This window comes from Yersinia ruckeri ATCC 29473 (assembly GCF_000754815.1).
Lineage (GTDB): Bacteria > Pseudomonadota > Gammaproteobacteria > Enterobacterales > Enterobacteriaceae > Yersinia > Yersinia ruckeri.
This window is the reverse complement of sequence record NZ_KN150747.1, coordinates 131,488-154,782: the sequence shown is the minus strand read 5'-3', so window position 1 is coordinate 154,782 and position 23,295 is coordinate 131,488. Positions and strand designations below refer to the sequence as shown.

Below are 23,295 nucleotides of genomic sequence, written 5' to 3'. Positions count from 1 at the left end.
AAAACCATCTGGCGCATAAGATCATTTTATTTGATGCGTTTTATTTTTCGGCACCTGACACCAGTTATTTTCGGGCACAATTCCACCGTCGGGTGAGGTATAACCCAGGCAACCCAGAACCGAGTCAAACAGTTCCTGATGGCGATGTTTTGCTCCCAATCGCTGCTGAACCTGTAATTGCTCAAACGCTTTCTGGTGTTGTGGTTCGGCCAAAAATTTATCGGAAGCCCAAACCAATAAAGGGACCCGGAATTGCTCTGCGGGAGCCATTTCACGAGGTGTACCGTGGAAATGAGCATTCGCTTCGATAGATTCACCGTGATCGGCTGCGTAGAACACCATCGCTTTTTTATCTCGCACCTGATCGATGACATTAGCGATAAAGCTATCCGTATAGAGCACGCTGTTATCAAAAGCATTAATCAGCTGTTCTCGGGTACAGGAATCATCAATACCCATGCATTCCGGCGTATAACGGGCATAACTACGAGGGTAGCGTTGAGAATACAGATAATGGGAGCCTTTAGTGTGCAATACCACCAGATGCTTACCATTAGGATAACGGCCCAGAGATTCCTTCAATTCATCAACCAATAGCATGTCATCCACCGGTTTACCGTCATTACGTTTCTCAGAGGCAATAATTTCCCGGAATGAGTAATTATCCGCATTAGCATTATTGTAGAACCAGACTTCACTTTGCATGGCGAACAGTTCCGAACTGAAGCCTAAAGACTTCAGCACGGCAAAGATATTCTGCTCTTTAAGCGTCCGTTGTGGGTTATCCGACGCCCCTCCTTCACGCACAAACATGCAACGCAGTGAAAGTTTGGTTGAGGTATCACAAGACGTCCCTTTGAATGCCACCAGATTCTTTTCTTTACTCAGGCGTGGTGTGGTATCCCGTGAATAGCCCAGAATGCCCATATGATCCCAGCGGGTCGTTTCGCCAATAATAAACACCACATAAGTCTGATCAATATCCGCTGGAGCAACGTAGGTAAATTCTTTGGCCGGATCGAGCAAATTGGCGGCATCCTGACTTTCATCAAACTGGGTATAAGCATATAAACCCAACGCAGCCAGCCAGTTGGATGGCAGATAGGAATGCGCAACCACGCCACCATAACTGGGCAAATCAATCGTTTTTAGCTGTTCATCCAGTTTTTGCGCTTTATCCAGATAGCGTAATGGCAGCCAGACTAAGGCCACGACGGCCAATAACAACAATAACGGCTTAATGCGTTGGCCCGGAGTACAACATTGCTCCAGCAACGTTAAACGCAGTGAGTTTTTCCAAATCAGCAACAACGGTAATGCGCTGACCAGCATCATCCAAATAATAAAATGCAGGCCGATCAATTCCTTAGAAAGATCGATATCGGTGGTCATGACCGAGACGATAATGCCATAGCCAATAACCACATTGAAGAATGTCATGTAATAACTGGCTGCCACCGAAATCAACACCAATAAACTGGCCGCGATACGGTAAAACAGCCGGCCACCTATAGAAATCAGGCGCATCACAAAGAAGGTAAACAGAATGGTAGCCACTATCTCTGTCGCAGCGGCCAGTACCTTTATGCCTTCAATTCCATGGGAAAAAGAGTCGAATCTACGGTAGAACACCGAGATATTCAGGAAAATACCAATGTAGAGCGCCAACAACAAAGAAATACTTTGTTGTGATAAAGACTTAACTCTGTCCATAAACAACCGGATCCCAGGATAAACCATATACAACTTGAATCAATCAGACAGCCACCATCACTGCTGGTTCACTCCATAAAAAATAAGCGCACTATTAATTTTATGGCAATGCATCTTACTGATTATCTGCTCAGCGAATATGCGCTAAGACAAGTTTATCGTCAGAGAAAAAAGCAATGAGGTGTAACAATGAGGAGAAAAGCGCCAAGTTAAAATTTCTACATAAAAAAAACGCCTGAAAAGGAGGCTGAGGTGAATGACAAAGTGCTCGCCGCGGTGAAAACCAGCCGACCGTCAAGACGCCGTGAATACTTCCTTGTCGGCTCGTTCTGCGCCATCCTTGGCGCGGACGCTTGACTCTTTTGCTTGTCTTCTCCACCAGAGATCGCTGGATCGAGATTTGTCAGCGATCTGAGCCTCCTGAAAAGGAGGCGGTTAAAGGCTTACTTTGCTGGCGCGTCTATTTTTGCATCAATACGCTGCAACATATATGAGTAGAAAGGATTTGATGAGATACGCATCAAGGAATCCAACCCAACGACCAAGACGGAACGCTCACCCCGAGCAGCGAAAGTACCCAGACTGATGCCGTATTGATCGCGTGGTTCTGGATAACGACCATACAGTGAGTCACTCATCGGGAAAGGCAGTGCCACGTGGGACAATGAGAAAATATCCGGTGGATAAGGTAACCCGGTTGGCTGCGTAGTTTCTTTAGTTTCACCCGCCAGAGTGGTCAGAGCCAGAGTATCATTGCTCTGTGGCGAAACGTTGGTAATGATGGTCACGCTGTAGTTACGCGGTGGTGGCGGTAATAAACGAGCCAGTGCAGTATAAGACGAAGTCCGTAGCAGCGGGCCGAAGCTGGCGGCACGGTTTAAATCAAACAACACCACTTCACTACCATTTTTAGGTAGATGGTTGTATAACGCCGTCACCACTGCACGCGTACTAACGGTAGAGTCCATCAAAGATTGGAAGGTCAGAATCGGCGGTAAATCATCCAGTTTTTTATCTCTGGCATCGCGGGAAATCTGCTGTTGTAGCGCTGCCGTCAATAAATACGACTGACGAGCAGCGTTAACCGGGAAGGAATTATATTTGAATGGATTAAACTCCGGCACAATACCCAGCCAGGAGGCTTTGGCAAATGCAGGGAAAACAGCAGGCCAGCCAGCAATACCCGCAAAGCGCGCAAAACTGGTTACGCCAATCATTGGTGAAATCAGGATAACACGCTCAGGTTTCACCAGTTGAGTGTCGTCCAGAGAGTCCAGCGCATACTTCATCGCCAGCGCACCACCGTTGGAGAAACCAACAATATGCAAAGGCAGCCCTTTCCCGCTCAAGGTTGTCGCTTCACGCACCGCTAAACGGGTCGCCGCCATCCAATCTTGCCATACCACATCCGTTAATGCCGCAGGCACCGAGCCATGAGCTGGTAAACGAATACCTACCGCCACATAACCCCGTTGACGATAATTTTCGGCAATATGCCTCAAGCTATAAGGGGTATCGGTCAAACCGTGCAATAACACCACAGCGCCTTTCGGCGTACCATCCGGTTTCAATATATAAGAACGGTTCCAATCATTGGCGAAATGCGGTGAATAGATCGGGCTTTCAGAATAATAGCGATTAAGTGGTACCTGAACCCGTGGTTCCAGCTTATCGGTAACATTAGCTTTTACCTCAGCAAAGACATTATCCTCAGACTTGAGGTAATCAGCCCAGCTCGCCTTGTCAATTTCTGCCGCACGCATGTCATGTGGAACAAAAGTATGCCATAGCTCAAGTTTGGGGCCGCGCTGAGTATCATAAATACGCACCGCCAACAGGGTAACGGCTATCACTACCACTACCAGTACAATTCGTTTAATCCACCGCGTTATAGATCTGGTAGGCATGCGTCGTCACTCCTGGCTTGTTCTAGGAATTAATATAACATTGAGTTTATCACCATTCGGTAGTTCAACTATCTTAACCGGATTTCATTCGACTAGAATAGAATTTCATGTCTAATAAATCGACAATAACCTATTTATCGACATAAACATTGGCTCATTTATTCCACTATAGTGATTAGCAATTTAGTTTCAAACTGAAGCTGGATAATTAACTGCATGGATAAATGATATGAATAAGCCTCAGTCTTCGCCTACAGCCGAATCAAGCGACACATCGAAACGTCATTATTTACGCTTTCATCGCACTCATGAACATCTCGCCAGCCCGTTTGGTAACGGCTGGTTTGCGCTAAAAGCCGAAGCTTTTGCCCGATTCTTCGGCACCCCGATTTTTTTAGGAGCGCAAACCCTGATTGTTGCCGTTTGGATTAGTGTTAATGTGATGGGTTTTACCCAATTTGATATCTATCCGTTTATCCTGCTGAATCTGGCATTCAGTTTACAGGCTGCTTACGCCGCACCATTGATTCTGTTGGCGCAAACCCGTCAGGCCGAACGAGATAAAGCTCACGCCGAAGCCGATGCTGAGCACCGTGAGGCACTGGCCATCGCCAATGAAGAACGACAAAAGATGGCGGCAACAATGGCGGAGCAAATGCTCGAACTGCTCCGTCAAAACACCGAGTTAACCGTACTAACCCACGAATTAGCCGCTCAGATTAACGCTTCAACACCGGTTAAAAATAACCCTTAGTGAGATATATATCTAAATAGTGCCGTTCGTTGCATTCAAAGGGAGAATGGGTGGAATGGGTGGAATGGGTGGAATGGGTGGAAAGGGGTAAAAATAATAATATTACATAGACACCCAGCAGGCAGTAGCGCTGACCACCTGCTGGATATCTATTGCGATAAGCTTTTAAGGCTCGCTACGCTCTGCCAGTTCAAACGAGGTAGCCAACGTTTTGCGACCCCAAATCCACCAAGCCAGTGTCATTAATATGATCCAACCCAGTCCAACGTACATCGCAATCCGCGTATCAGGGAAGTAACCTAACACCACAATAATAAAGCCCATAAATAAAATGGCTAATATCGGTGCCACCGGCCAGAAAGGTACCGGGAAGGTTAAACGAGCCACCTGCTCTTTGCTCATGGCACGACGCATAGCGACCTGAGAAATCAAAATCATCAGCCATACCCACACCGTTGCAAAGGTCGCAATAGAGGCAATAATCAGGAAGACGTTTTTGGGGATCAGATAATTCAGTATTACGCCGCACAGCAAAGCAACTGACATCACCAGGATGGTCATCCAAGGCACGCCATTGCGTGTCAGGCGGCTAAAGCATTTCGGTGCTTGGCCTTCTTTAGCCATGCCGTACATCATGCGTCCAGCACCATAAATATCACTATTAATCGCAGAAATCGCGGCGGTGATAACCACTAAATTAAGAATATTGGCTGCCGAGCTAATTCCCAGACTGCTGAAAATCTCAACAAATGGGCTACCATTTTGGCCGATGCTATTCCACGGATAGATTGCCATCAGCACCAATAATGTCAGGACATAAAAGAGTAGAATACGTACCGGAACCGTGTTGATCGCCTTGGGTAACACTTTCTCCGGATTTTTCGCTTCACTGGCCGTCACACCAATGATTTCGATCCCACCAAAGGCAAACATGACCACGGCAAATGATGCGATGACGCCGCTGATACCATTAGGCATAAAACCCTGATGCGCCCATAGGTTACTTAGCCCGGTACTCTCATGTCCGGCTCCGAAACCAAACATCATAATGCCCAAACCTGCGGCGATCATGGCAATAATGGCAGTCACTTTCAGCAATGAGAGCCAAAACTCCATTTCACCAAATACTTTCACGCTGCAAAGATTCAGCGCACCAATAAAGAAAATAATACTGAGCACCCACACCCATTGTGGTGCATCAGGGAACCATAGCCCCATATAGATACCGAAAGCCGTTACATCGGCCAGCGCTACGATGATCATTTCGAAGGTATATGTCCAGCCAGTCAAAAAACCGGCCAATGGTCCTAGATAGCACCCGGCATAGTGACCAAAAGAACCTGCAATCGGCTCGTGTACAGCCATTTCACCCAACGCCCGCATCACCATAAACACCGCGGCACCGCCAATTAAATAAGCCAACAAGACTGCGGGGCCTGCCAAACGTATCGCTTCCGCCGAACCATAAAACAGGCCGGTTCCAATGGCAGAACCTAATGCCATAAAACGGATATGCCGGGCGCTAAGACCGCGTTTCAGCGTGGATGAATCATTTTTCATGGTGCATTCTCGCAATAGATAAGCCCTTGCAGGCAGGGGGTCAGAGAGGGTGATGCCACACAACGGAATCACCCATATAGTCTGTTATTATTTTATGGAAGGCTTGGGAGTAATCCTGCTGGCATCAGCGTATTCAGATGGCGCTGCGCTAACAGTTGACTAGCGGCTTCGATATCGGGGGCGAAGAAGCGATCTTTATCATAATAAGCCACCCGCTCACGGAGCAGATGACGGGCAAACTCCAGTGTTTCTGTGGTTTTCAGACCATGGCGTAGATCTAGCCCTTGGCAGGCAGCCAACCACTCTACCGCCAAAATACCACGTACGTTTTCTGCCATTTCCCACAAACGTTTACCGGCTCTCGGTGCCATAGAAACGTGGTCCTCTTGGTTGGCGGATGTAGGAATGCTGTCGACGCTTGATGGGAATGCCAGCCCTTTATTCTCGCTGGTCAGCGCCGCTGCCGTAACCTGAGCAATCATAAAACCAGAGTTAACACCGCCGTTATCCACCAAAAACGGCGGTAGCTGAGACATATGCTTATCCATCATCAGTGAGATTCGACGTTCAGACAGAGAACCGATTTCCGCTAGCGCTAATGCCAGATTATCAGCAGCCATTGCCACCGGTTCGGCGTGGAAATTCCCCCCCGACAGCACATCACCCTGCTCGGCAAAAACCAACGGATTATCAGATACAGCATTAGATTCAACCGCCAGCACCTCCGCAGTATGGCGTATTTGAGTCAGGCAAGCGCCCATCACTTGTGGCTGACAGCGCAGGGAATACGGATCCTGGACTTTTTCACAGTTTTTGTGGGAATCAGATAGTTGGCTATGTACGCCCAGTAAATGGCGGTAGGCCTCAGCCGCATCAATTTGCCCACGCTGGCCACGAACTTCATGGATACGGGCATCAAACGGGCTGCGAGAACCGAGAGCAGCTTCCACCGTGAGTCCACCACACACCGTCGCCGCTGCATAAAGATCTTCGGCTTCAAACAGACCGCGCAAGGCATAAGCCGTAGAAACCTGCGTACCATTCAGTAATGCCAGCCCTTCTTTTGCTGCCAGCGTCAATGGCTTAATACCTGCTTTAGCCAGCGCCTCCGTTGCCGATAACCACTCACCTTGATGGCGGGCTTTACCCTCACCCAGCAGCAGCAAACTCATATGGGCTAACGGTGCCAAATCACCTGAAGCGCCAACAGAACCCTTTAACGGGATATGGGGATACACTTCGGCATTCACCATGGCAATCAATGCCTGAATCACTTCCAGGCGAATACCGGAAAAACCGCGGGCCAGGCTATTTACCTTGAGCACCATAATCAGGCGCACAATGGCGTCATCATTAGCCTCACCAACACCTGCCGCATGAGAAAGCACGATTGAACGTTGCAGATTTTCTAAATCTTCCGTGGCAATTCGGGTCGAAGCCAACAGACCGAAACCGGTGTTGATACCATAAGCGGTACGTTTCTCCGCCAATATGGCACGGACACAATCCACACTTTTCTGAATCGGTCCGTAGGCTCCTTCATCCAGCGTAATATGTACCGGATGCTGATAAATATGACGTAGATCGGCCAGAGTCAACTTGCCAGGACGCAGTGTCAGAGTTTTCATGCTTTCTTCCCTTGAGTGGCGGCAACCATGGGCAAATTCAGCCCCTGTTGTTGCGCGCAATTGATCGCAATTTCGTATCCAGCATCGGCATGGCGCATGACGCCAGTGGCCGGATCGTTATGAAGCACTCTGGCGATACGTTCAGCGGCGTCATCACTACCGTCACACACCACAACCATGCCGGAATGCTGCGAAAAGCCCATGCCAACACCGCCACCATGATGCAAAGAAACCCAGGTCGCACCGCTGGCGGTATTGAGTAACGCATTCAGCAATGGCCAGTCGGAAACCGCGTCCGAGCCGTCTTGCATGGATTCGGTTTCACGGTTCGGACTGGCAACGGAACCGGAATCCAGATGATCACGACCAATAACAATAGGTGCCGACAGCTCGCCGCTGCGAACCATTTCATTGAATGCCAAGCCCAATTTAGCTCGCTGCCCTAAACCCACCCAACATATCCGTGCCGGTAACCCCTGGAAGCTGATGCGCTCGCGAGCCATATCCAACCAGCGATGCAAATGTTCATCATCCGGAATCAGCTCTTTAACCTTAGCGTCGGTTTTATAAATATCCTCAGCATCTCCGGATAACGCAGCCCAACGGAACGGGCCAATACCACGACAAAACAGTGGTCGAATATAGGCGGGCACAAAACCTGGGAAATCAAAAGCATTGCTGACTCCCATATCCTGAGCCATTTGGCGAATATTATTACCATAGTCAAAAGTAGGAATGCCCATTTTCTGGAAAGCCAACATCGCCTCAACATGCTCGGCCATCGATGTTTTTGCCGCATTCACGACCAGCGTCGGTTCGTTTTGCGCCCGCTGACGGTATTCCTCCCAAGCCCAGCCTTTCGGTAAATAGCCATTCAGGGGGTCATGTGCACTGGTTTGGTCGGTGACCATATCCGGGCGAACGCCACGGCGCACGAGCTCCGGTAGGATTTCAGCAGCATTGCCGCACAGCGCGATGGAAACCGCTTCACCGGCAGCTGTATATTTCTTGATACGTGCCAAGGCATCGTCCAAATCGCTCGCCTGTTCGTCCACATATCGGGTTTTCAAACGAAAATCGATACGACTCTGCTGACATTCAATATTCAGTGAACAGGCTCCAGCCAGCGTTGCTGCCAACGGCTGCGCGCCCCCCATGCCGCCTAAACCGGCAGTAAGAACCCAGCGCCCTTTCAAGCTACCGTTATAATGCTGGCGGCCAGCCTCAACGAAGGTTTCATAAGTGCCCTGAACGATGCCCTGACTACCAATATAAATCCAACTGCCCGCCGTCATCTGGCCATACATCGCCAACCCCTTGGCATCCAGCTCGTTAAAATGCTCCCAGTTTGCCCAGTGAGGAACCAGATTAGAGTTGGCGATCAATACACGCGGTGCATTGCTGTGCGTCTTGAAAACACCAACAGGTTTACCGGACTGAATCAACAGTGTTTCATCGTCATTCAATGCTTTCAGGCTTTCGACAATTTTGTCGTAACATTCCCAATTACGAGCCGCTCGGCCAATACCACCATAAACCACCAATTCTTTAGGATTCTCAGCCACCTCAGGATCAAGATTATTCATTAGCATGCGCAATGGTGCTTCGGTAAACCAGCTTTTGGTGTTTAGCTGCGTACCGCGAGGGGCACGAATCTCACTATCACGAAATCTGTTTTCAGTCGTCACGGCAATTTCCTTCAACAGTGTTTCTGAGTGCCTGGGGGCACTGCTCGCTTTGGATGTTTGTTAACATATACTCGTATAGACAAGTACAAGCAAGCAAAGTAATAACGGCAGATTATTGAATGCAAACAACACCAAAAGTAATTATTAGCTGTTTATAATCATATAATTATGTTTTTTCACATATTGATATATCGCTTTAATAAAGAACTTTAGCCATGATTTTGCCAGTAAAAGCAGCATAAAATTGGTCTATTTTTGCGCGCAAACTCACATATATTTCACATAGAGTTTACATAAGATAGAGCATCAATTAATTAAAATGATAACTATTTAGAAAGATAACTCAGACGCTCTCCGTCAATAAATAGCGGTGTTGTCGTCGTTAGAAGAGAGAGGGTGAAGGCCTTCATCAAAAAAAAAGCGGCAAATAAAATTGCCGCTTTTTTACGAATGGACATCTAAAGTTAATATCTTTTACCTGCTATAACTAACAATTAGCTCTCAATGCTGATGTCTATTTTTGCCGATTGCCCGTTAACGGTATAGATTTTATTTAAATATGATGAGTTAGAGGGTATCACGTTTTTGCATTGAGCAATCCCATTATTCTGTCCTTTGGACTCCGTATATTGGCCAGCACATAAACCAGGTATGCTGGTATTAATCTTATGAGCCAACTCGGCAGTCCAGCGATGAGCTGCCGTTCGGTACTCATGATCTGGAGTATAAGTCACTTCCTTATGTGTTCCATCTTCGAAAGTTACCGCTAACTTAACTGACTGACCAAGTTCGATTTTCGAACCTGAAATATAACCCACCTCGAGATACTTATTGATAATATTAATGGTATAAGTTGCTGCTCCACCTTCAGTTGTATAAATATCATTTAAATATTTCGACCCCATTGGCGTCATAAATTTACAGCTATTATCAGTCGTCACTTTACTGGTCAGGATCCCGGCACAGGCTCCTTTGATTTTTTCATTAAACAAGGCGGTTAACTTTGCCGCCCAACGGTAGGTGGAGTAATCACTTGAACTATTAGGCTCATAAACCACGAATTGAGATGGATAGCCTTCAACCTCAATATCTAACCTGACCAACTGATTTTCTTGCAGATCCTGCCCACCGATATTACCGATCTTGTTCCATAATGGAATCGGTTTTACCGCTAATAATGCTGATTTATTCGCAGGAAAACGTTCTTTAGCGGTAGTAATATCTACAGACTGAAAAAGATGGTTAGCCAATACTGGTGTCTGGTCAGTATAACGATTATTCGCTTCTAAGAATTCACCGTGAGTACTACGCCAAGAGGTATTGATACGGCTAGCAGTCTGGTCTTCAGCGCTGAAGACATTATCGAAGACAACAAAATTTCTCGCATCTATATATTTTTCGTCCGTATCTTCAAAGTTTTGCCAATAGCCGATAGCGGTTTCTTGCAAGACATTGTTAAATATGAATGTATTATCCATCTTCAGCGTTTCGCTATTATCATAAGGCCTGGCGTTGAATTCAGTCTTGTTTAAGTAATTACCAGCAAAATAAAGATGTGATGCATTACGGAATTTTATGTTACCTGCAGCATCAAGTGGCCAGCCGCTAAAATAATTATTAACAACATCGACGTTATTATATTGTTTTATATAGATAACATGGTCTCTGGTCATCTTACACTTGGCTTTATCGGTTTCACCACTAACATCTAAACAATCGAGTGTGTTACCGGAGATAACATTATTACGAAAAACAGAATTCTTTAGCCCATCAGTCGCATACCAACCCGCAACAAAATATCCCTGCTCATCCAAAACAGTCAATTCTTTGTTTTTTGCTGATTTTTTAATTTTATTAATGACATTAAAAGTTCCAATATCATAATAATTTAAAGTTAATAGTAAATTTTTGTCTGAAATATCACCAACAACATTATTTTCAATTTTCGCATTATTATTTCTGTAGGTAGAGAAGCCTACGCCAGGGTGGTTTTTATCCCGTAAAAAAACATTACCATGAATAGTAAAAGCATTATGCGAAACAGAAAGTTGTTGTGCTTCAGAGACGGTATTAATAAAAGCGTTATTGATAATTTCTATATTTCTTTTATTCCCGTAAAAATTCACCGTGGCATTATCGAAAATAATGTTTTTTATTGTCAATTGATTGATTATAGTGCCGTAAGTATCATTACCAATAGATATTGATTTGTTCGGCTTTACACCACGGAATATTGTCACGCCAGATTCAGAACCAACCAAACTATTTTTGTCTTTCAAAACAATATCGCTACCAATAAGATAATTACCGGCAGGGAAAAATATTGATTTACCATCAGATAAAGCAGCACTGACTTCAGATGATATATCGAATCCTTGATTAGGCTTAATGCCAAGATCGGTGGCGCAGGTCAGTACAACTCCGCCCAGTAACGGCATTTCTTCACCCGCACAACCAGGGTCTGCGGCATTAGCGGCTACAGCTGTAATAGATAATGCGGCTGTAGTCATTAAGCTTAATAATGTCCGGGAACACTTCACTTTATTATTTCCTTATCAAATTAATATGATTTCTTCTAACCAACCCCATGACTGAATTTATCGATGAGTGCGATATCATGTCTGTCATTGTACTAATTTTGTATTAAAAAACGCTGTGAATACTCGATAAAAAATTACTTACATACAGAGTCAATACGGAAAACTAATAAAATATAATAAATAAAAATAATTAATAATAATATCATAAACTGATTATGCTAATCACCAACACCATCATTATGATTTATTGAATTGATCAGGAGTTATTTAACTTTAGAATGAATTGAAATACTTTATTGATTTGTGAGATGTCTGCTTTTCGATGCGAAGATGTGATAACTAAAAAAGATAACATTTTCGAATGTCATACCTTCTTCAATACATCACGTTTTTCAGGCGCTTGAACGAGAGAAATCTCAAGATAGGCACCGAAGGCAAGGTGCTTTTCTTTATGCCCCCAAATACTTTTACTTGATAGCGACAATAATGAGCATTTAATCCAGTGATTACGGGGATTTTGTTGAGTTAAGGAGATCACAGGAGTCGTATTTGATAGCTAGTGCTATTGAATTTATTTGATTTTATCGTGTTGGATTTTGGTTGGTGCCCCCTATTGTGCCCCCAAATGATTTTGCTTGTGGAAACTGGGAGCATTGAAGGCTATTTCTTGTTGCTGGTTTTCCACTGCAGTAAACCGGCAATATCCTTTTCCCCCTCAGCTTCTTTTAAGCGGCGTTGCTGCTCAGCAAATTGGATGTATTCAGCCTGTGCTTTTTCATCTGCCATTTTCTTACTGACAGTACCAGCACCCTGTAGAACCTCGCGGTCATTAAATTGCAGGAACTGATCCAGCTTTTCCTGCCAGTCACGCAGGAACACCTGCTGGCGACGCCGAGCCTGATCTTCGGCAAAATCCAGCCACATGTTGACCACGCGGTTAAGTTCACTGACTTCATCTTGGTTGAGATAATTTTTCGCCACCGTCACATCGCTTTTACGCACTTCTTCGCCTTTATAGCTGCTCAACCCCATATGGGGCTGGTTGGCATCAGCACGCTGATGGATCAGTTCGGCAGCGGTATGCCCGGTACAGGCAAAATGCAGTTTGTTCTGGATGGTTTGAAAAAACTGCGTGGTTTCTTTTAGCGACGGTTGATAGTCGGCAGCTAACGCAAAAATCTCCCGAACCCGCAAATAAACCCGCCGCTCGCTGGCCCGAATATCGCGGATGCGTTCGAGCATCTCATCAAAGTAATCAGGTACAGCCGATGTACCAACAGGCGGATTTTTCAGCCGCTCGTCGTCCATCACAAAACCTTTGATCAGATATTCCTGGAGCATTTGGGTGGCCCACTGGCGGAATTGAGTGCCTCGTGGCGAGCGGACACGATAGCCAACGGCGAGAATGACGGGCAGGCTAAAATATTGAACCTGATAATTTTTCCCATCACTGGCAGTTGTTCGGTAAAACCGAACAACTGAATTCTCCTCAAGCTCACCATCTTCAAAGATATTCTTTATATGCCCGCTGATGGTAGCTTTAGCTTTTCCGTACAGTTCACAGATCATCGCCTGAGAGAGCCATAGCGTATCGCTTTCAAAGCGGCATTCAACACGCACTCTCCCGTCACTGCTGGCAAACATAACAAATTCGCCTGCCGGGGATTGAGTTATGTGTTTATCTACCATGCTGCCTCCGCTTTAATCTGACTAACAACGCTGTAATCAACGTAGTATGCCAGAAATCAGTGACGAGGCTCATTACGCGTATAGCGTTTATTTTGCAGCAGGTAGCGATCCAGGAAAATGTTTTGCCACGATATCATTCATCCTCTCCACCAGATCCAGACGCTTGAACGTGATATGCCCGCTGCCTTTCTGAAAATAACGAATGCTAAAGAGATCATCCTCGAAGACCTGTTGATGTGGATTATCGCGAACAAAATCCATGAACCGAATGGAGATATCGTGCCGGTTATTAGGGATGGTTTTACCATCCAGCAAATACAGCATACGTTCCAGATCGGCTAACTGATCGCGCCGCCAGCCCCAATTCAGGCTGTAGCCCCATTTGTCATGCTTCACCAGATTGTTAACGATAATTTTTATGGCGAAGTAACAGGGGTTATTGGTTTTATAATCCCAGCTTAATCCCCTGATTTTGTGATCCACTACAGACCCTATAAAGACACACATAAAGTCGCGTTGATGGAATATGCGAGGCTGGAAATGTCTGTTGAAATCGCCCGCCTTAAGCGGCAACTGGCTGAACGGGATGAAGAACTGGCCATTCTCCAAAAGGCCGCGACATACTTCGCGAAGCGCCTGAAATGAAGTATGTCTTCATCGAAAAACATCAGGCAGAGTTCAGCATCAAAGCGATGTGCCGGGTGCTTCAGGTTGCCCGAAGCGGCTGGTATGCCTGGCGTAATCGTCGTTGCCAGATCACTCCACGTCAGCAGTTCCGGCTCGTTTGTGATGAGGCTGTCCGCAATGCATTCGCTGAGGCAAAACAGCGCTATGGTGCGCCTCGCCTTGCTGATGAGTTACCGGAGTACAACATTAAAACCATCGCTGCCAGCCTGTGTCGTCAGGGATTACGGGCGAAAGCCAGCCGAAAGTTCAGCCCGGTCAACTACCGTGAACATGGTCTGCCGGTATCGGAAAACCTGCTGAAGCAGGACTTCATCGCCAGCGGCCCGAACCAGAAGTGGGCAGGCGATATCACGTATCTTCGCACGGATGAGGGCTGGCTGTATCTGGCGGTGGTGATTGACCTGTGGTCTCGTGCAGTTATTGGCTGGTCGATGTCAGCACGTATGACAGCCCAACTTGCCTGCGATGCGCTGAAAATGGCGCTCTGGCGGCGTAAACGGCCGGAAAACGTTATTGTTCATACTGACCGTGGCAGCCAGTACTGTTCAGCGGATTATCAGGCGTTACTGAAGCGGCACAACCTGCACGGCAGCATGAGCGCAAAAGGTTGTTGCTACGATAATGCGTGCGCGGAAAGCTTCTTTCATTCGCTGAAAGTGGAGTGTATCCATGGAGAACGCTTTATCCGTCGGGAAATAATGCGGACGACGGTTTTTAATTATATCGAGTGTGATTACAATCGGTGGCGTCGCCACAGTGCCTGTGGCGGTGTCAGCCCGGAACAATTTGAAAACGAAAACCTCGCTTAGAGCGAGCTTCAGCAAGGGATATCAAGTCATAAGTCCCTAATGACATTAATCGGGCTTTACCGGCAAAACGATAGCGAAAGCGCCACCCTTTACTACCGTTAGGTTCAATTAAGAGTGATAGCCCTTGCCCGTCACTCAGGGTATAGGCTTTTTCTTGTGGTTTAGCACGGCGAATCTGGATATCTGAAAGTGGCATGTGTATAGCTCAAAAAGGTATAGGGTAATTCTATACCCTTTACTATACACAATTGTTACGGATTTAGAGAGATAAGCTCGGACGCCCACGGACAACAAAACACTCTATCTATTGGTTTTACTTGGGTTTTTAAGACTTTTGGGGAGTGATACGGAAGAGTTTTGGCGGAAGATCACAGGAGTCGAACCTGCCAGGGACCGCTGGCGGCCCCATCTGAATTTGAAGTCCAGCCGCCCCACCGGGGACGATGATCTTCCAGAGAAGATATGAATATAAGGCGATGATTATAACGTGTTTACTGTCTGGTGCTAGCTGTACTATTCACATAGTAAATAAATAATCTATTTTCGAATAGTAGGAGATATTACTAATAGGCCAAAACGTGATAGTCAGTAAGTTAGGTGCTCGATCGCGCTTTTCTGACCTATCACCGGTTTTAACTGACTAAACGCCGCTTATCAATTCGCTGTAACGCCATGGATAACAATATGCTACCGCTCAGTGCCAAGGCGAAAACATAGAAAATATTCAGGAGCGGGAAAGCCGTAAAATCAAAGTGATGGGTTCGGATAAAGTGAATGATTAACGCATGGAGTCCGTAAATAGCCAGTGAGTGACCTGAAAGCCAGGTTAACCAGCCAACCGGTTGAGCGAGGCAGTTTTTAAACCAAACCAGCAGCGATACTGCGGCAATAAAGACCAGCGGACTACAGTACATATAGAAGGTATCTGCGAAGTTACCATTGATAATACTTTGTTTTTTCGTCGAAATAACAATCAAACTGACGCTGATGATAAAGATTACCGCCGCACCCCAACTGATATTCCGCTCCCGTGTCTCCAACATACCGATTGCACGACCCAATATGGCATACAGCAAGTAATAGAAGGTATCACCATAGATATACAAATTAACGGGCAGCAAATGCACGCCATCGAGCGCGAATTTACTAGTATTCGGATTGGCCAATATGGCCAGTAGTAGCATCACAACTGCCAGATAACGGCCAGAAACCGGCTTCACATTCACCAAGGGTGAAACCAGATATACGACAATAATGGCGTAGAAAAACCACAAGTGATAAAACACCGGCTTTTGCAGAATATGCTTCAATGAGACCCAGCCACCAATTGGTGTCAGGGTAGAGATATAAATCAGGGCAATGGCACTGTAAAAAGCCAGACACAGACCGATACGTAGAAAATGTTTCTTACCGGCACTTTTTTCACCAAAGAACAAATAGCCTGAGATCATGAAAAACAGCGGCACACCAACCCGCGATGCCGAATTCAATAGATTGGCGATATCCCAACTGAATTCACCGACTGATGATCCACTGGTGAGAGAGTAAGTCGTGGCATGAATCATAACCACCATGATGCAAGCTACCGCCCGCAAGTTATCAATCCATCCGATCTTGTTGGTCATGCCGGTTCTCTGTCACTCGTGTATTTGGGCCAGGAGAGTTAATAATTAGTTACATGCTTAAGCCGCTCACAATACCCCAAAACGAAATATACGCCCACGCTAATTAATTATTAATATGGATGTAAATCGTTGCCATTACTCAATATTGGCGGCAAAATAGCCGCCCTGACTCGTCTCAACAGAGTGTTCCTCTGGAGCAGTTCAACTTTTCTTCATTATTATTAGTAATATAATCTATGCAAACTACGTTATCACCTGCGAAACCCCTGGGTCGCCGGGCGCTGCTGTTTCCCCTGTGTTTAGTACTATTCGAATTCGCAGCCTATATTGCCAACGATATGATCCAGCCGGGTATGCTGGCGGTCGTGGCTGATTTCAACGCCAGTATTGAATGGGTACCGACGTCGATGACGGCCTATTTGGCCGGAGGCATGTTCCTGCAATGGCTGCTAGGGCCACTTTCCGATCGCCGTGGCCGTCGTCCGGTCATGCTGGCTGGCGTTGCTTTCTTTATCGTTACCTGTTTGGCTATTTTGTTGGTCAATACCATAGAGCAATTTATCGCCATGCGCTTCCTGCAAGGGATCGGCCTGTGCTTTATCGGTGCCGTCGGTTATGCCACCATTCAGGAATCATTTGAAGAAGCGGTATGTATCAAAATCACCGCTCTAATGGCCAATGTGGCTCTGATTGCTCCTCTGCTCGGCCCATTGGCCGGTGCCGCACTGATTCACGTTGCCCCTTGGCAAAGTATGTTTGTACTGTTTGCCGGGCTAGGTGCAATTTCTTTTGTAGGCTTATGGAAAGCGATGCCGGAAACGGCAGTACTGAAAGGGGAGAAACTGTCGCTTTCAGCCATGTGGCGCGACTATAAGCAAGTATTGGCTAATCGCCGTTTTCTGTGTGGTGCTCTGGCATTGGGCTTCGCCAGCCTACCATTGCTAGCCTGGATCGCCCAATCACCGGTTATTTTGATCAGTGGTGAAAAACTCTCGACGTTTGATTACGGTATTTTGCAGGTTCCTATTTTTAGTGCTCTGATTATTGGTAACTTGACGTTGGCACGTTTGAGCGGCAAAACCAGTATCCCCAAGCTGATTAAGCTCGGCGCAGGCCCAATGCTCGTCGGATTAATGCTGGCAGCGGTTTCCACACTTTATTCATCCCACGCCTATCTGTGGATGACCGCAGGCTTAAGCCTGTATGCCTTTGGTATTGGTTTAGCGAATGCCGGCCTGGTGCGCTTAACCCTGTTTGCCAGTGATATCAGCAAAGGCACGGTTTCAGCCGCGATGGGGATGATCAGCATGTTTATTTTCACCTTAGGTATTGAACTGGCTAAGGTTGCCTATCTGTGGGGCAACAGCGGTATTTTCAATTTGTTCAACTTGATCAGCGGGTTGCTGTGGTTGGCTTTAGTCAGTATTTTCATTCGCCGTCAGCCGGTAGTGGTAGTTGAATAATCTATTCCTGCGCTGGAGTCGCCACACCGCGATCCAGCGCATTGCTACCCCAGCTTTACAGCCTACTGAGCGATAACATCACCTAACCGGAAAATCAAAATAGGTATCCGGATAGGGTTCGTTAGCCAAGGTAAAATGCCACCATTCCGTGTCCAGAGGTATAAATCCTGCCTGAGTCATCAACAGTCGTAGCAATAATCGGTTAGCGCGAGCCTGTGCGGAAATACCTTGATAATCAGGGTGAGATGCCGGGCTAAAACAATCAAACCCCGTACCAAAATCTAAACTATTATCAGGATAATGCGAGGATTGAGGAACAGAACAGCGGGTAAGGGAGGAAACTTCATGGCTATCGAGAGGAACAATGGTTAAATCAAGCGTACTACCGCGACTATGGCCTGAGTTATAAGCTATATAGCCCTGCTCGAAAAGCTGACTTTTCTCAACCGTAGGATAAAATTCAGCACGCATTTTTGTATCATTGATATCAGTGGCCCAGCGAGCAAAATCATTGACTGCTGTCTGTGGACGATAACAATCATAAATTTTCAGCGTCAACCCCATAGGAAGTAATTGTTTTACGACCGATTTAAGAGCCACAGCCGCAGCCTCGGTAAGTAAGCAAACGGGCATTTGATAACCCTCAATTCGCCGCCCCACAAAGTTATGCTCAGAAAAGTAGCGTATATCTGTTTGTACTTCGGGAATAAATTTTTTTATATCTAAAAAATCGGCAGGCCGCTGGGTTTCTACCTTTCCGTTTCTACTGCTAGCATCGGCCATCGCAAGCAGAGGAAAGATAGTCATCAGCGTTAGGCATAACTTCATATGAACGTCCTTTTTCAGATGATCGATAAAGAATGGCTCCAGATAATGGAACACCAGCCCTTCGACTTTTTCAACTGACAGAACGTACTTTAACCCTTTCGTTTCCTTACTTTTCCTTATTGCATCAAAAGCCAACATGCGAAAAGCAGGACACATCGCGGTCTTGCTATGGATATACCTAACGCAGGCAAACAGTTAACTGAACATACCGCGATCTCGTAAAATATGATCATTGCCAAGACGACGAGTGAAGCCGCTGCGATCGAAAAATTCCAGAATTTGAATCGCCAGTTTACGACCAATGCCTAAATGATCGCGGAAGTCGGCGGCGCTGGCGCTGCCTTTTTCGGTATCCAAAGTACGAATCAGATCAGCAAATTGATAGATTAGGTCATTTAGATAGTAACGATCCGCGACAATCGCAGTGATATGTCCCAGCCTGGCCGCTTTGCGTAATAATCCACGCATCTGCTCTTCATCCATTTCAATCGCTACCGCCAGATCGCGCACCCACCACGGATCACTGCCAAAGTACCCACGCGCACGCAGCCACTCTTTTTCCTCTTCTGGCGTAAACGCCAAGCGGTGCTCCGGTAGATGCAACCAGCCACGGGTGTGAGTCAGTTGTCCGCAAGCCAGTAACTCATCAATGACCCGATAAACCAACCCCTCATCCAACGTGGGTAGCGCCATACGCCGAAGCCGCGCACGACCCAGCCCCAACTGATCACTATGTTGCTGATGGTAACCGCTGAGTACCTGTCGCAGACTTTGGCTAACGCTCTCAGCCATTTCGGTGGAGAGTACGCTATCACCGGCAACCAGGTGATGACTGTCCGCCAGCAACTCACTCACCTGCTTATCACTCAACTGACGCGCCCAGGCGAATTGTTGAATCGATAACGGCCCTTTAGTCAGGTGAAGATTAAAGATTTCAATGTCGCTGCTCGCCTGAGCCAGCGCCGTTAACCATGCCAAAAACGCGGGTTGCCGTTTCCCTCTTTTGGGTGAGGTAAGGGCGATGACCCGCGCGCCACCGAGGGTTTGTTTCGCCCCAATATCCCGTAGAATAAAGCGATCGTTTTCCGCCAGATACAGCGGCGTATCCAGTAATAATTCGGCCAGCATCGGGGTTTCAGTGCCATTCAACATGGAAACACGACCCGTAATGTGGCTGGCTCCCTGGTGTAAATGCAGAGATTGCCAATGATGCATCGGCGTATCTGTCGTCACTTCCACCAGCACCCGATCCTGTGTCTCCGGCGGGCGTTGTGCCAATAGCCAGTCACCTCGAGAGATTTGCTGTTTACTGGTATCACCAGTGATATTCAACGCGATGCGCTGGCCAGCCTGCGCCTGAGTGGCGGACTGATTCTGCGCATGAATACCGCGCACCCGTACCGGACAATCGCTACCTGTTAGCCACAGCGTCTCACCCACGGCGACCTGTCCTGCCAGCACCGTGCCAGTCACTACCAATCCCGAGCCTTTCAAACTGAAAGCCCGATCGATAGCCAGACGAAAACGTCGCTGAATACGTTGAGCATCACTCTGTTGCCGATTGAGTTGTGCCAAGTGAGTACGTAGTTCGTCAATGCCAGTGCCGCTATTGGCGGCGGTCACAAATAGACTGACTTGCTCAGCAACCCAACCTTGTTGTACTAATTCAGCTAATACCTGCTGGCGAACCTGTGCAATTTGCTGTTCATCGGCTCGATCGGCCTTGGTTAGCGCCACGGTCAATTTGGGTCGGCCACTGAGGCGTAAAATGGTCAGATGCTCATGGGTTTGTGCCATCACACCATCATCGCAGGCAACAACCAGCAGGGCGTGATCAATCCCGCCCATTCCTGCCAGCATGTTGGCCAGAAACTTTTCATGGCCGGGTACATCAATAAAACCGAGACTACTGCCATCCGGCTGCGGCCAATAGGCGTAGCCCAGATCGATAGTCATACCACGCTGCTTTTCTTCTGGTAGGCGATCGGCATTAATACCAGTGATAGCCTGTAATAACGTAGTTTTACCGTGGTCAACGTGACCGGCGGTGGCAATAATCATGAAACTAGCTCCCTGAGCAATGCGTCTTCGTCATCTAAACAGCGTAAATCTAACCACATTCGTCCATCCCGAAGATGACCGATCACCGGTCGCGCCAAACTCCGCCAACGGTTTGCCAACACTTGTAAACTGCTGCCGCGCCCGTCTTTCGGCGTAAAGGTAATTCCCCAACTGGGTAAACGATCCACGGGCAGAGAACCGCTGCCAATCTGTGACCAGCAGGCCTCGCTGGCAAGGTCAAAGGCTGGGTAATGAGCACTCAGGCGCGGTAATAACCGTTCGGCGCTGTCACGCATGGCCTGTTGTGGGCGAGTCAGTAAATTCAGGGATGGTAATAAATCAGTCAATCGATCCGGCTGTTGGTAAAGGCGTAGTGTAGCCTCCAATGCCGCAAGGGTCATTTTATCTACCCGTAGGGCACGTTTTAGCGGATGTTGCTGGAGCTGGGCGATCACGTGTTTTTTGCCCAGTATAATCCCGGCCTGCGGCCCACCCAGCAATTTGTCACCGGAGAATGTCACCAAATCAACACCAGCAGCAATGAGCTGCTGCGGCATCGGTTCTGCGGGTAAACCGTATTGAGTCATATCGATTAATGAGCCGCTACCCAGATCCGTAGCCGTTGGCAACGAAAACTCCTGCCCTAGTGCTGCCAACTGTGCCTCGGCTACCGCCGCAGTAAACCCCTGGATACTGTAGTTGCTGGTGTGAACCTTCATCAGCAAGCCGGTATTTTCACCGATCGCTTGACGGTAATCCTTCAGATGTGTGCGGTTGGTCGTACCGACTTCAACCAGTTGGCAGCCAGCCTGACGCATCACATCAGGAATGCGGAACGCGCCGCCGATCTCCACCAGTTCTCCCCGCGAAACTACCACTTCTTTGCCTGCCGCCACCGCTGCCAGCATCAGTAATACTGCGGCAGCGTTGTTATTCACAATGCAGGCATCTTCTGCACCCGTCAGCTCGCAGAGCAAATCAGCCACTGCGCGATCGCGATGCCCGCGTCCGGCATCATCAAGGTCATATTCCAGCGTCACTGCACCGCGCATTGCCGTCATGACTGCTGTCACCGCTGATTCAGCCAGCGGCGCACGTCCCAGATTGGTATGTAATACCGTACCAGTCAGGTTAAAAACGGGTTTTAAGGCAGGTTGCCGCTGATTCAAACAATGACGTAATTCGCTAATCCAGCGGTTATGCCAGTGTGGCAGCGCCTGAGTCTGGCGGATAATCTCGCGCGCCTGCATTTGCATTTTGCGCAAGGTTTCGGTGAGTAATGCCGCACCATATTCATCCAGCAAAGGAGCCATTTCTGGCTCCCGCAGCAGGCGATCTATGGCAGGTAACTGGCTGTAAAGATGATGGGGTTCTGCGCTCATAGTCACTCAAATCAGGCTGATAATGGGAGGTTACTCGCCAGGGAACAGGAATGGATTCACGCTACTGCGAGCGAAACCTTCCCCTTCCATTTTGGCATCCAGAATCAGGGAGGCTAAATCATCCGCCACCGCCTCGACCTGCGGATCTTTTTCCTGGTATAGAATTTTCAGGTAAGTACCGCAATCACCACAACTTTCGGCTTTTACTGCCGCCAGTTCACTGTCCAGCGACCAGTAATTGAGATCCCGACTTTGTTCACAGTTACTGCATTTTATCCGCACCACGTGCCATTCACTTTCGCACAGATTGCAGTGCAGATAACGCAGACCGTTTACCGTACCGATATGCACTACGCTGGAAACCGGAATACTGCCGCAAACCGGGCAGAACTGGCGATGTTCACCATATTCCGCACGAGCCTTACCTGGAATTTGGCTCGCCATTTGCGCCCAGTACAGCGATAGCGCCGCCCAGATAAACGGCGATTTTTCGCTGCCAATTTTGCCAAATTCGCGATTCAACAATGCATCGGCGTACAGCTCCAGCTCGTGTACCGAGGATTTTTCCAGATTATCCAGCACCGCCAAAATATGTTCCGGTGCGTCAGGGCGTAGCTCCGCGATCAGTGCCGACAGCAATAGCCGCCAATGTTCGGTACGCGGAAACACGCTTGCATCCAACGGCGGTTTTCCCGTGGCCGCCGAATGTTCCAGCTCCGCATGCATATCTAATGTAAGCGGATGATCATGCAACGCTTTTTGCTGCGCCTCAGTAATTTTGGCAGCAAAATCGAGATAATCAGACAGCGGATTATCTAGCGCCAGTTGCCGTAAACGTTCGGTGCGACGGGTATACAAGCTTTTTAAATTGGCGAAAAGTAACGGCGGGATTGTCCCCGCCGTTGTTGCTCTTTCGCTTTGTTGACTAAGTTGATCTTTAGGGACAATGCGAATACTCATC

The 23,295-nt window shown here is 47.5% G+C and carries 14 protein-coding genes, 1 tRNA gene and 3 pseudogenes; 3 read left to right on the top strand and 15 right to left on the bottom strand.

Annotation, left to right across the window (positions count from 1 at the left end):
* Nucleotides 1-21: 21 nt before the first annotated feature.
* Both eptB and DJ39_RS00655 read right to left on the bottom strand, forming a co-directional pair.
* Nucleotides 22-1,713 carry a kdo(2)-lipid A phosphoethanolamine 7''-transferase gene (gene eptB / locus DJ39_RS00660; RefSeq protein ID WP_004718348.1) on the bottom strand — a complete coding sequence of 564 codons (1,692 nt, stop codon included), beginning with the start codon at nt 1,711-1,713 and terminating at the stop codon, nt 22-24.
* 443 nt (nt 1,714-2,156) lie between these two features.
* Nucleotides 2,157-3,620, bottom strand: a complete 1,464-nt coding sequence (locus tag DJ39_RS00655; protein WP_038242916.1) for an alpha/beta hydrolase — start codon at nt 3,618-3,620, stop codon at nt 2,157-2,159.
* A 229-nt stretch (nt 3,621-3,849) separates the two neighbouring features.
* Between DJ39_RS00655 and DJ39_RS00650 the strand changes: the two genes are divergently transcribed.
* Nucleotides 3,850-4,374, top strand: coding sequence for a DUF1003 domain-containing protein (locus DJ39_RS00650; protein ID WP_004718344.1), 525 nt, complete (start codon nt 3,850-3,852; stop codon nt 4,372-4,374).
* A gap of 165 nt (nt 4,375-4,539) precedes the next feature.
* On the opposite strand, the gene DJ39_RS00645 is transcribed toward DJ39_RS00650, so the two are convergent.
* The 6 genes and pseudogenes from DJ39_RS00645 to DJ39_RS00620 all read right to left on the bottom strand — a co-directional run.
* Complete coding sequence (locus DJ39_RS00645; protein ID WP_004718342.1) at nt 4,540-5,934, bottom strand: amino acid permease; 1,395 nt, start codon at nt 5,932-5,934, stop codon at nt 4,540-4,542.
* A gap of 92 nt (nt 5,935-6,026) precedes the next feature.
* Nucleotides 6,027-7,562 carry a histidine ammonia-lyase gene (gene hutH / locus DJ39_RS00640; RefSeq protein ID WP_038242917.1) on the bottom strand — a complete coding sequence of 512 codons (1,536 nt, stop codon included), beginning with the start codon at nt 7,560-7,562 and terminating at the stop codon, nt 6,027-6,029.
* The gene (hutU, locus tag DJ39_RS00635) at nt 7,559-9,250 is read right to left on the bottom strand and encodes a urocanate hydratase (RefSeq protein ID WP_038242919.1); all 1,692 of its coding nucleotides are present in this window, start codon (nt 9,248-9,250) and stop codon (nt 7,559-7,561) included. Before hutU ends, hutH begins: the two co-directional genes overlap by 4 nt.
* A gap of 494 nt (nt 9,251-9,744) precedes the next feature.
* On the bottom strand, nt 9,745-11,760 hold the full coding sequence (locus DJ39_RS00630) for a hypothetical protein (protein ID WP_004718336.1): 2,016 nt from the start codon (nt 11,758-11,760) through the stop codon (nt 9,745-9,747).
* A gap of 690 nt (nt 11,761-12,450) precedes the next feature.
* On the bottom strand, nt 12,451-13,479 hold the full coding sequence (locus DJ39_RS00625) for a virulence RhuM family protein (protein ID WP_071815373.1): 1,029 nt from the start codon (nt 13,477-13,479) through the stop codon (nt 12,451-12,453).
* Nucleotides 13,480-13,566: 87 nt separating this feature from the next.
* A pseudogene (locus DJ39_RS00620) lies at nt 13,567-13,947 on the bottom strand (DUF4942 domain-containing protein); the annotation flags it as partial.
* Nucleotides 13,948-14,016: 69 nt separating this feature from the next.
* Here DJ39_RS00620 and DJ39_RS00610 point away from each other — a divergent pair.
* Nucleotides 14,017-14,975: pseudogene (locus tag DJ39_RS00610) on the top strand (IS3 family transposase); the annotation flags it as partial.
* On the opposite strand, the pseudogene DJ39_RS17190 reads toward DJ39_RS00610, so the two are convergent.
* From DJ39_RS17190 to DJ39_RS00605, 3 genes and pseudogenes are all read right to left on the bottom strand, one after another.
* A pseudogene (locus DJ39_RS17190) lies at nt 14,941-15,171 on the bottom strand (Arm DNA-binding domain-containing protein); the annotation flags it as partial. The pseudogenes DJ39_RS00610 and DJ39_RS17190 overlap by 35 nt on opposite strands.
* A gap of 162 nt (nt 15,172-15,333) precedes the next feature.
* Nucleotides 15,334-15,428: transfer RNA gene (locus tag DJ39_RS17800), tRNA-Sec, on the bottom strand.
* A 179-nt stretch (nt 15,429-15,607) separates the two neighbouring features.
* Nucleotides 15,608-16,600, bottom strand: a complete 993-nt coding sequence (locus tag DJ39_RS00605) for an acyltransferase (RefSeq protein ID WP_004718329.1) — start codon at nt 16,598-16,600, stop codon at nt 15,608-15,610.
* Between the two features lie 236 nt (nt 16,601-16,836).
* On the opposite strand from DJ39_RS00605, the gene DJ39_RS00600 reads away from it, so the two are divergent.
* A complete protein-coding gene (locus tag DJ39_RS00600; RefSeq protein WP_004718327.1) occupies nt 16,837-18,063 on the top strand; it encodes an MFS transporter in 1,227 nt (408 codons plus the stop codon).
* A 78-nt stretch (nt 18,064-18,141) separates the two neighbouring features.
* On the opposite strand, the gene DJ39_RS00595 is transcribed toward DJ39_RS00600, so the two are convergent.
* The 4 genes from DJ39_RS00595 to fdhE form a co-directional block, all read right to left on the bottom strand.
* Nucleotides 18,142-18,891, bottom strand: coding sequence for a M15 family metallopeptidase (locus DJ39_RS00595; RefSeq protein ID WP_038251599.1), 750 nt, complete (start codon nt 18,889-18,891; stop codon nt 18,142-18,144).
* 195 nt (nt 18,892-19,086) lie between these two features.
* Nucleotides 19,087-20,952 (bottom strand): selenocysteine-specific translation elongation factor, encoded by a 1,866-nt coding sequence (selB, locus tag DJ39_RS00590; protein WP_038242138.1) that lies wholly within the window; start codon nt 20,950-20,952, stop codon nt 19,087-19,089.
* Entirely contained in the window at nt 20,949-22,334 is a 1,386-nt protein-coding gene (gene selA, locus DJ39_RS00585) for an L-seryl-tRNA(Sec) selenium transferase (RefSeq protein WP_004718323.1), read from the bottom strand. The genes selB and selA overlap by 4 nt, the downstream gene beginning before the upstream one ends.
* 30 nt (nt 22,335-22,364) lie before the next feature.
* The gene (gene fdhE / locus DJ39_RS00580; protein WP_038251075.1) at nt 22,365-23,294 is read right to left on the bottom strand and encodes a formate dehydrogenase accessory protein FdhE; all 930 of its coding nucleotides are present in this window, start codon (nt 23,292-23,294) and stop codon (nt 22,365-22,367) included.
* Between the last annotated feature and the right edge of the window lies 1 nt (nt 23,295).

What these genes read in the sequence shown, in the direction of transcription:
- eptB (WP_004718348.1), bottom strand. Translation starts at nt 1,713, where the DNA reads ATGGACAGAGTTAAGTCTTTATCACAACAAAGTATTTCTTTGTTGTTG.
- DJ39_RS00655 (WP_038242916.1), bottom strand. Translation starts at nt 3,620, where the DNA reads ATGCCTACCAGATCTATAACGCGGTGGATTAAACGAATTGTACTGGTA.
- DJ39_RS00650 (WP_004718344.1), top strand. Translation starts at nt 3,850, where the DNA reads ATGAATAAGCCTCAGTCTTCGCCTACAGCCGAATCAAGCGACACATCG.
- DJ39_RS00645 (WP_004718342.1), bottom strand. Translation starts at nt 5,934, where the DNA reads ATGAAAAATGATTCATCCACGCTGAAACGCGGTCTTAGCGCCCGGCAT.
- hutH (WP_038242917.1), bottom strand. Translation starts at nt 7,562, where the DNA reads ATGAAAACTCTGACACTGCGTCCTGGCAAGTTGACTCTGGCCGATCTA.
- DJ39_RS00630 (WP_004718336.1), bottom strand. Translation starts at nt 11,760, where the DNA reads ATGACTACAGCCGCATTATCTATTACAGCTGTAGCCGCTAATGCCGCA.
- DJ39_RS00625 (WP_071815373.1), bottom strand. Translation starts at nt 13,479, where the DNA reads ATGGTAGATAAACACATAACTCAATCCCCGGCAGGCGAATTTGTTATG.
- DJ39_RS00605 (WP_004718329.1), bottom strand. Translation starts at nt 16,600, where the DNA reads ATGACCAACAAGATCGGATGGATTGATAACTTGCGGGCGGTAGCTTGC.
- DJ39_RS00600 (WP_004718327.1), top strand. Translation starts at nt 16,837, where the DNA reads ATGCAAACTACGTTATCACCTGCGAAACCCCTGGGTCGCCGGGCGCTG.
- DJ39_RS00595 (WP_038251599.1), bottom strand. Translation starts at nt 18,891, where the DNA reads ATGAAGTTATGCCTAACGCTGATGACTATCTTTCCTCTGCTTGCGATG.
- selB (WP_038242138.1), bottom strand. Translation starts at nt 20,952, where the DNA reads ATGATTATTGCCACCGCCGGTCACGTTGACCACGGTAAAACTACGTTA.
- selA (WP_004718323.1), bottom strand. Translation starts at nt 22,334, where the DNA reads ATGAGCGCAGAACCCCATCATCTTTACAGCCAGTTACCTGCCATAGAT.
- fdhE (WP_038251075.1), bottom strand. Translation starts at nt 23,294, where the DNA reads ATGAGTATTCGCATTGTCCCTAAAGATCAACTTAGTCAACAAAGCGAA.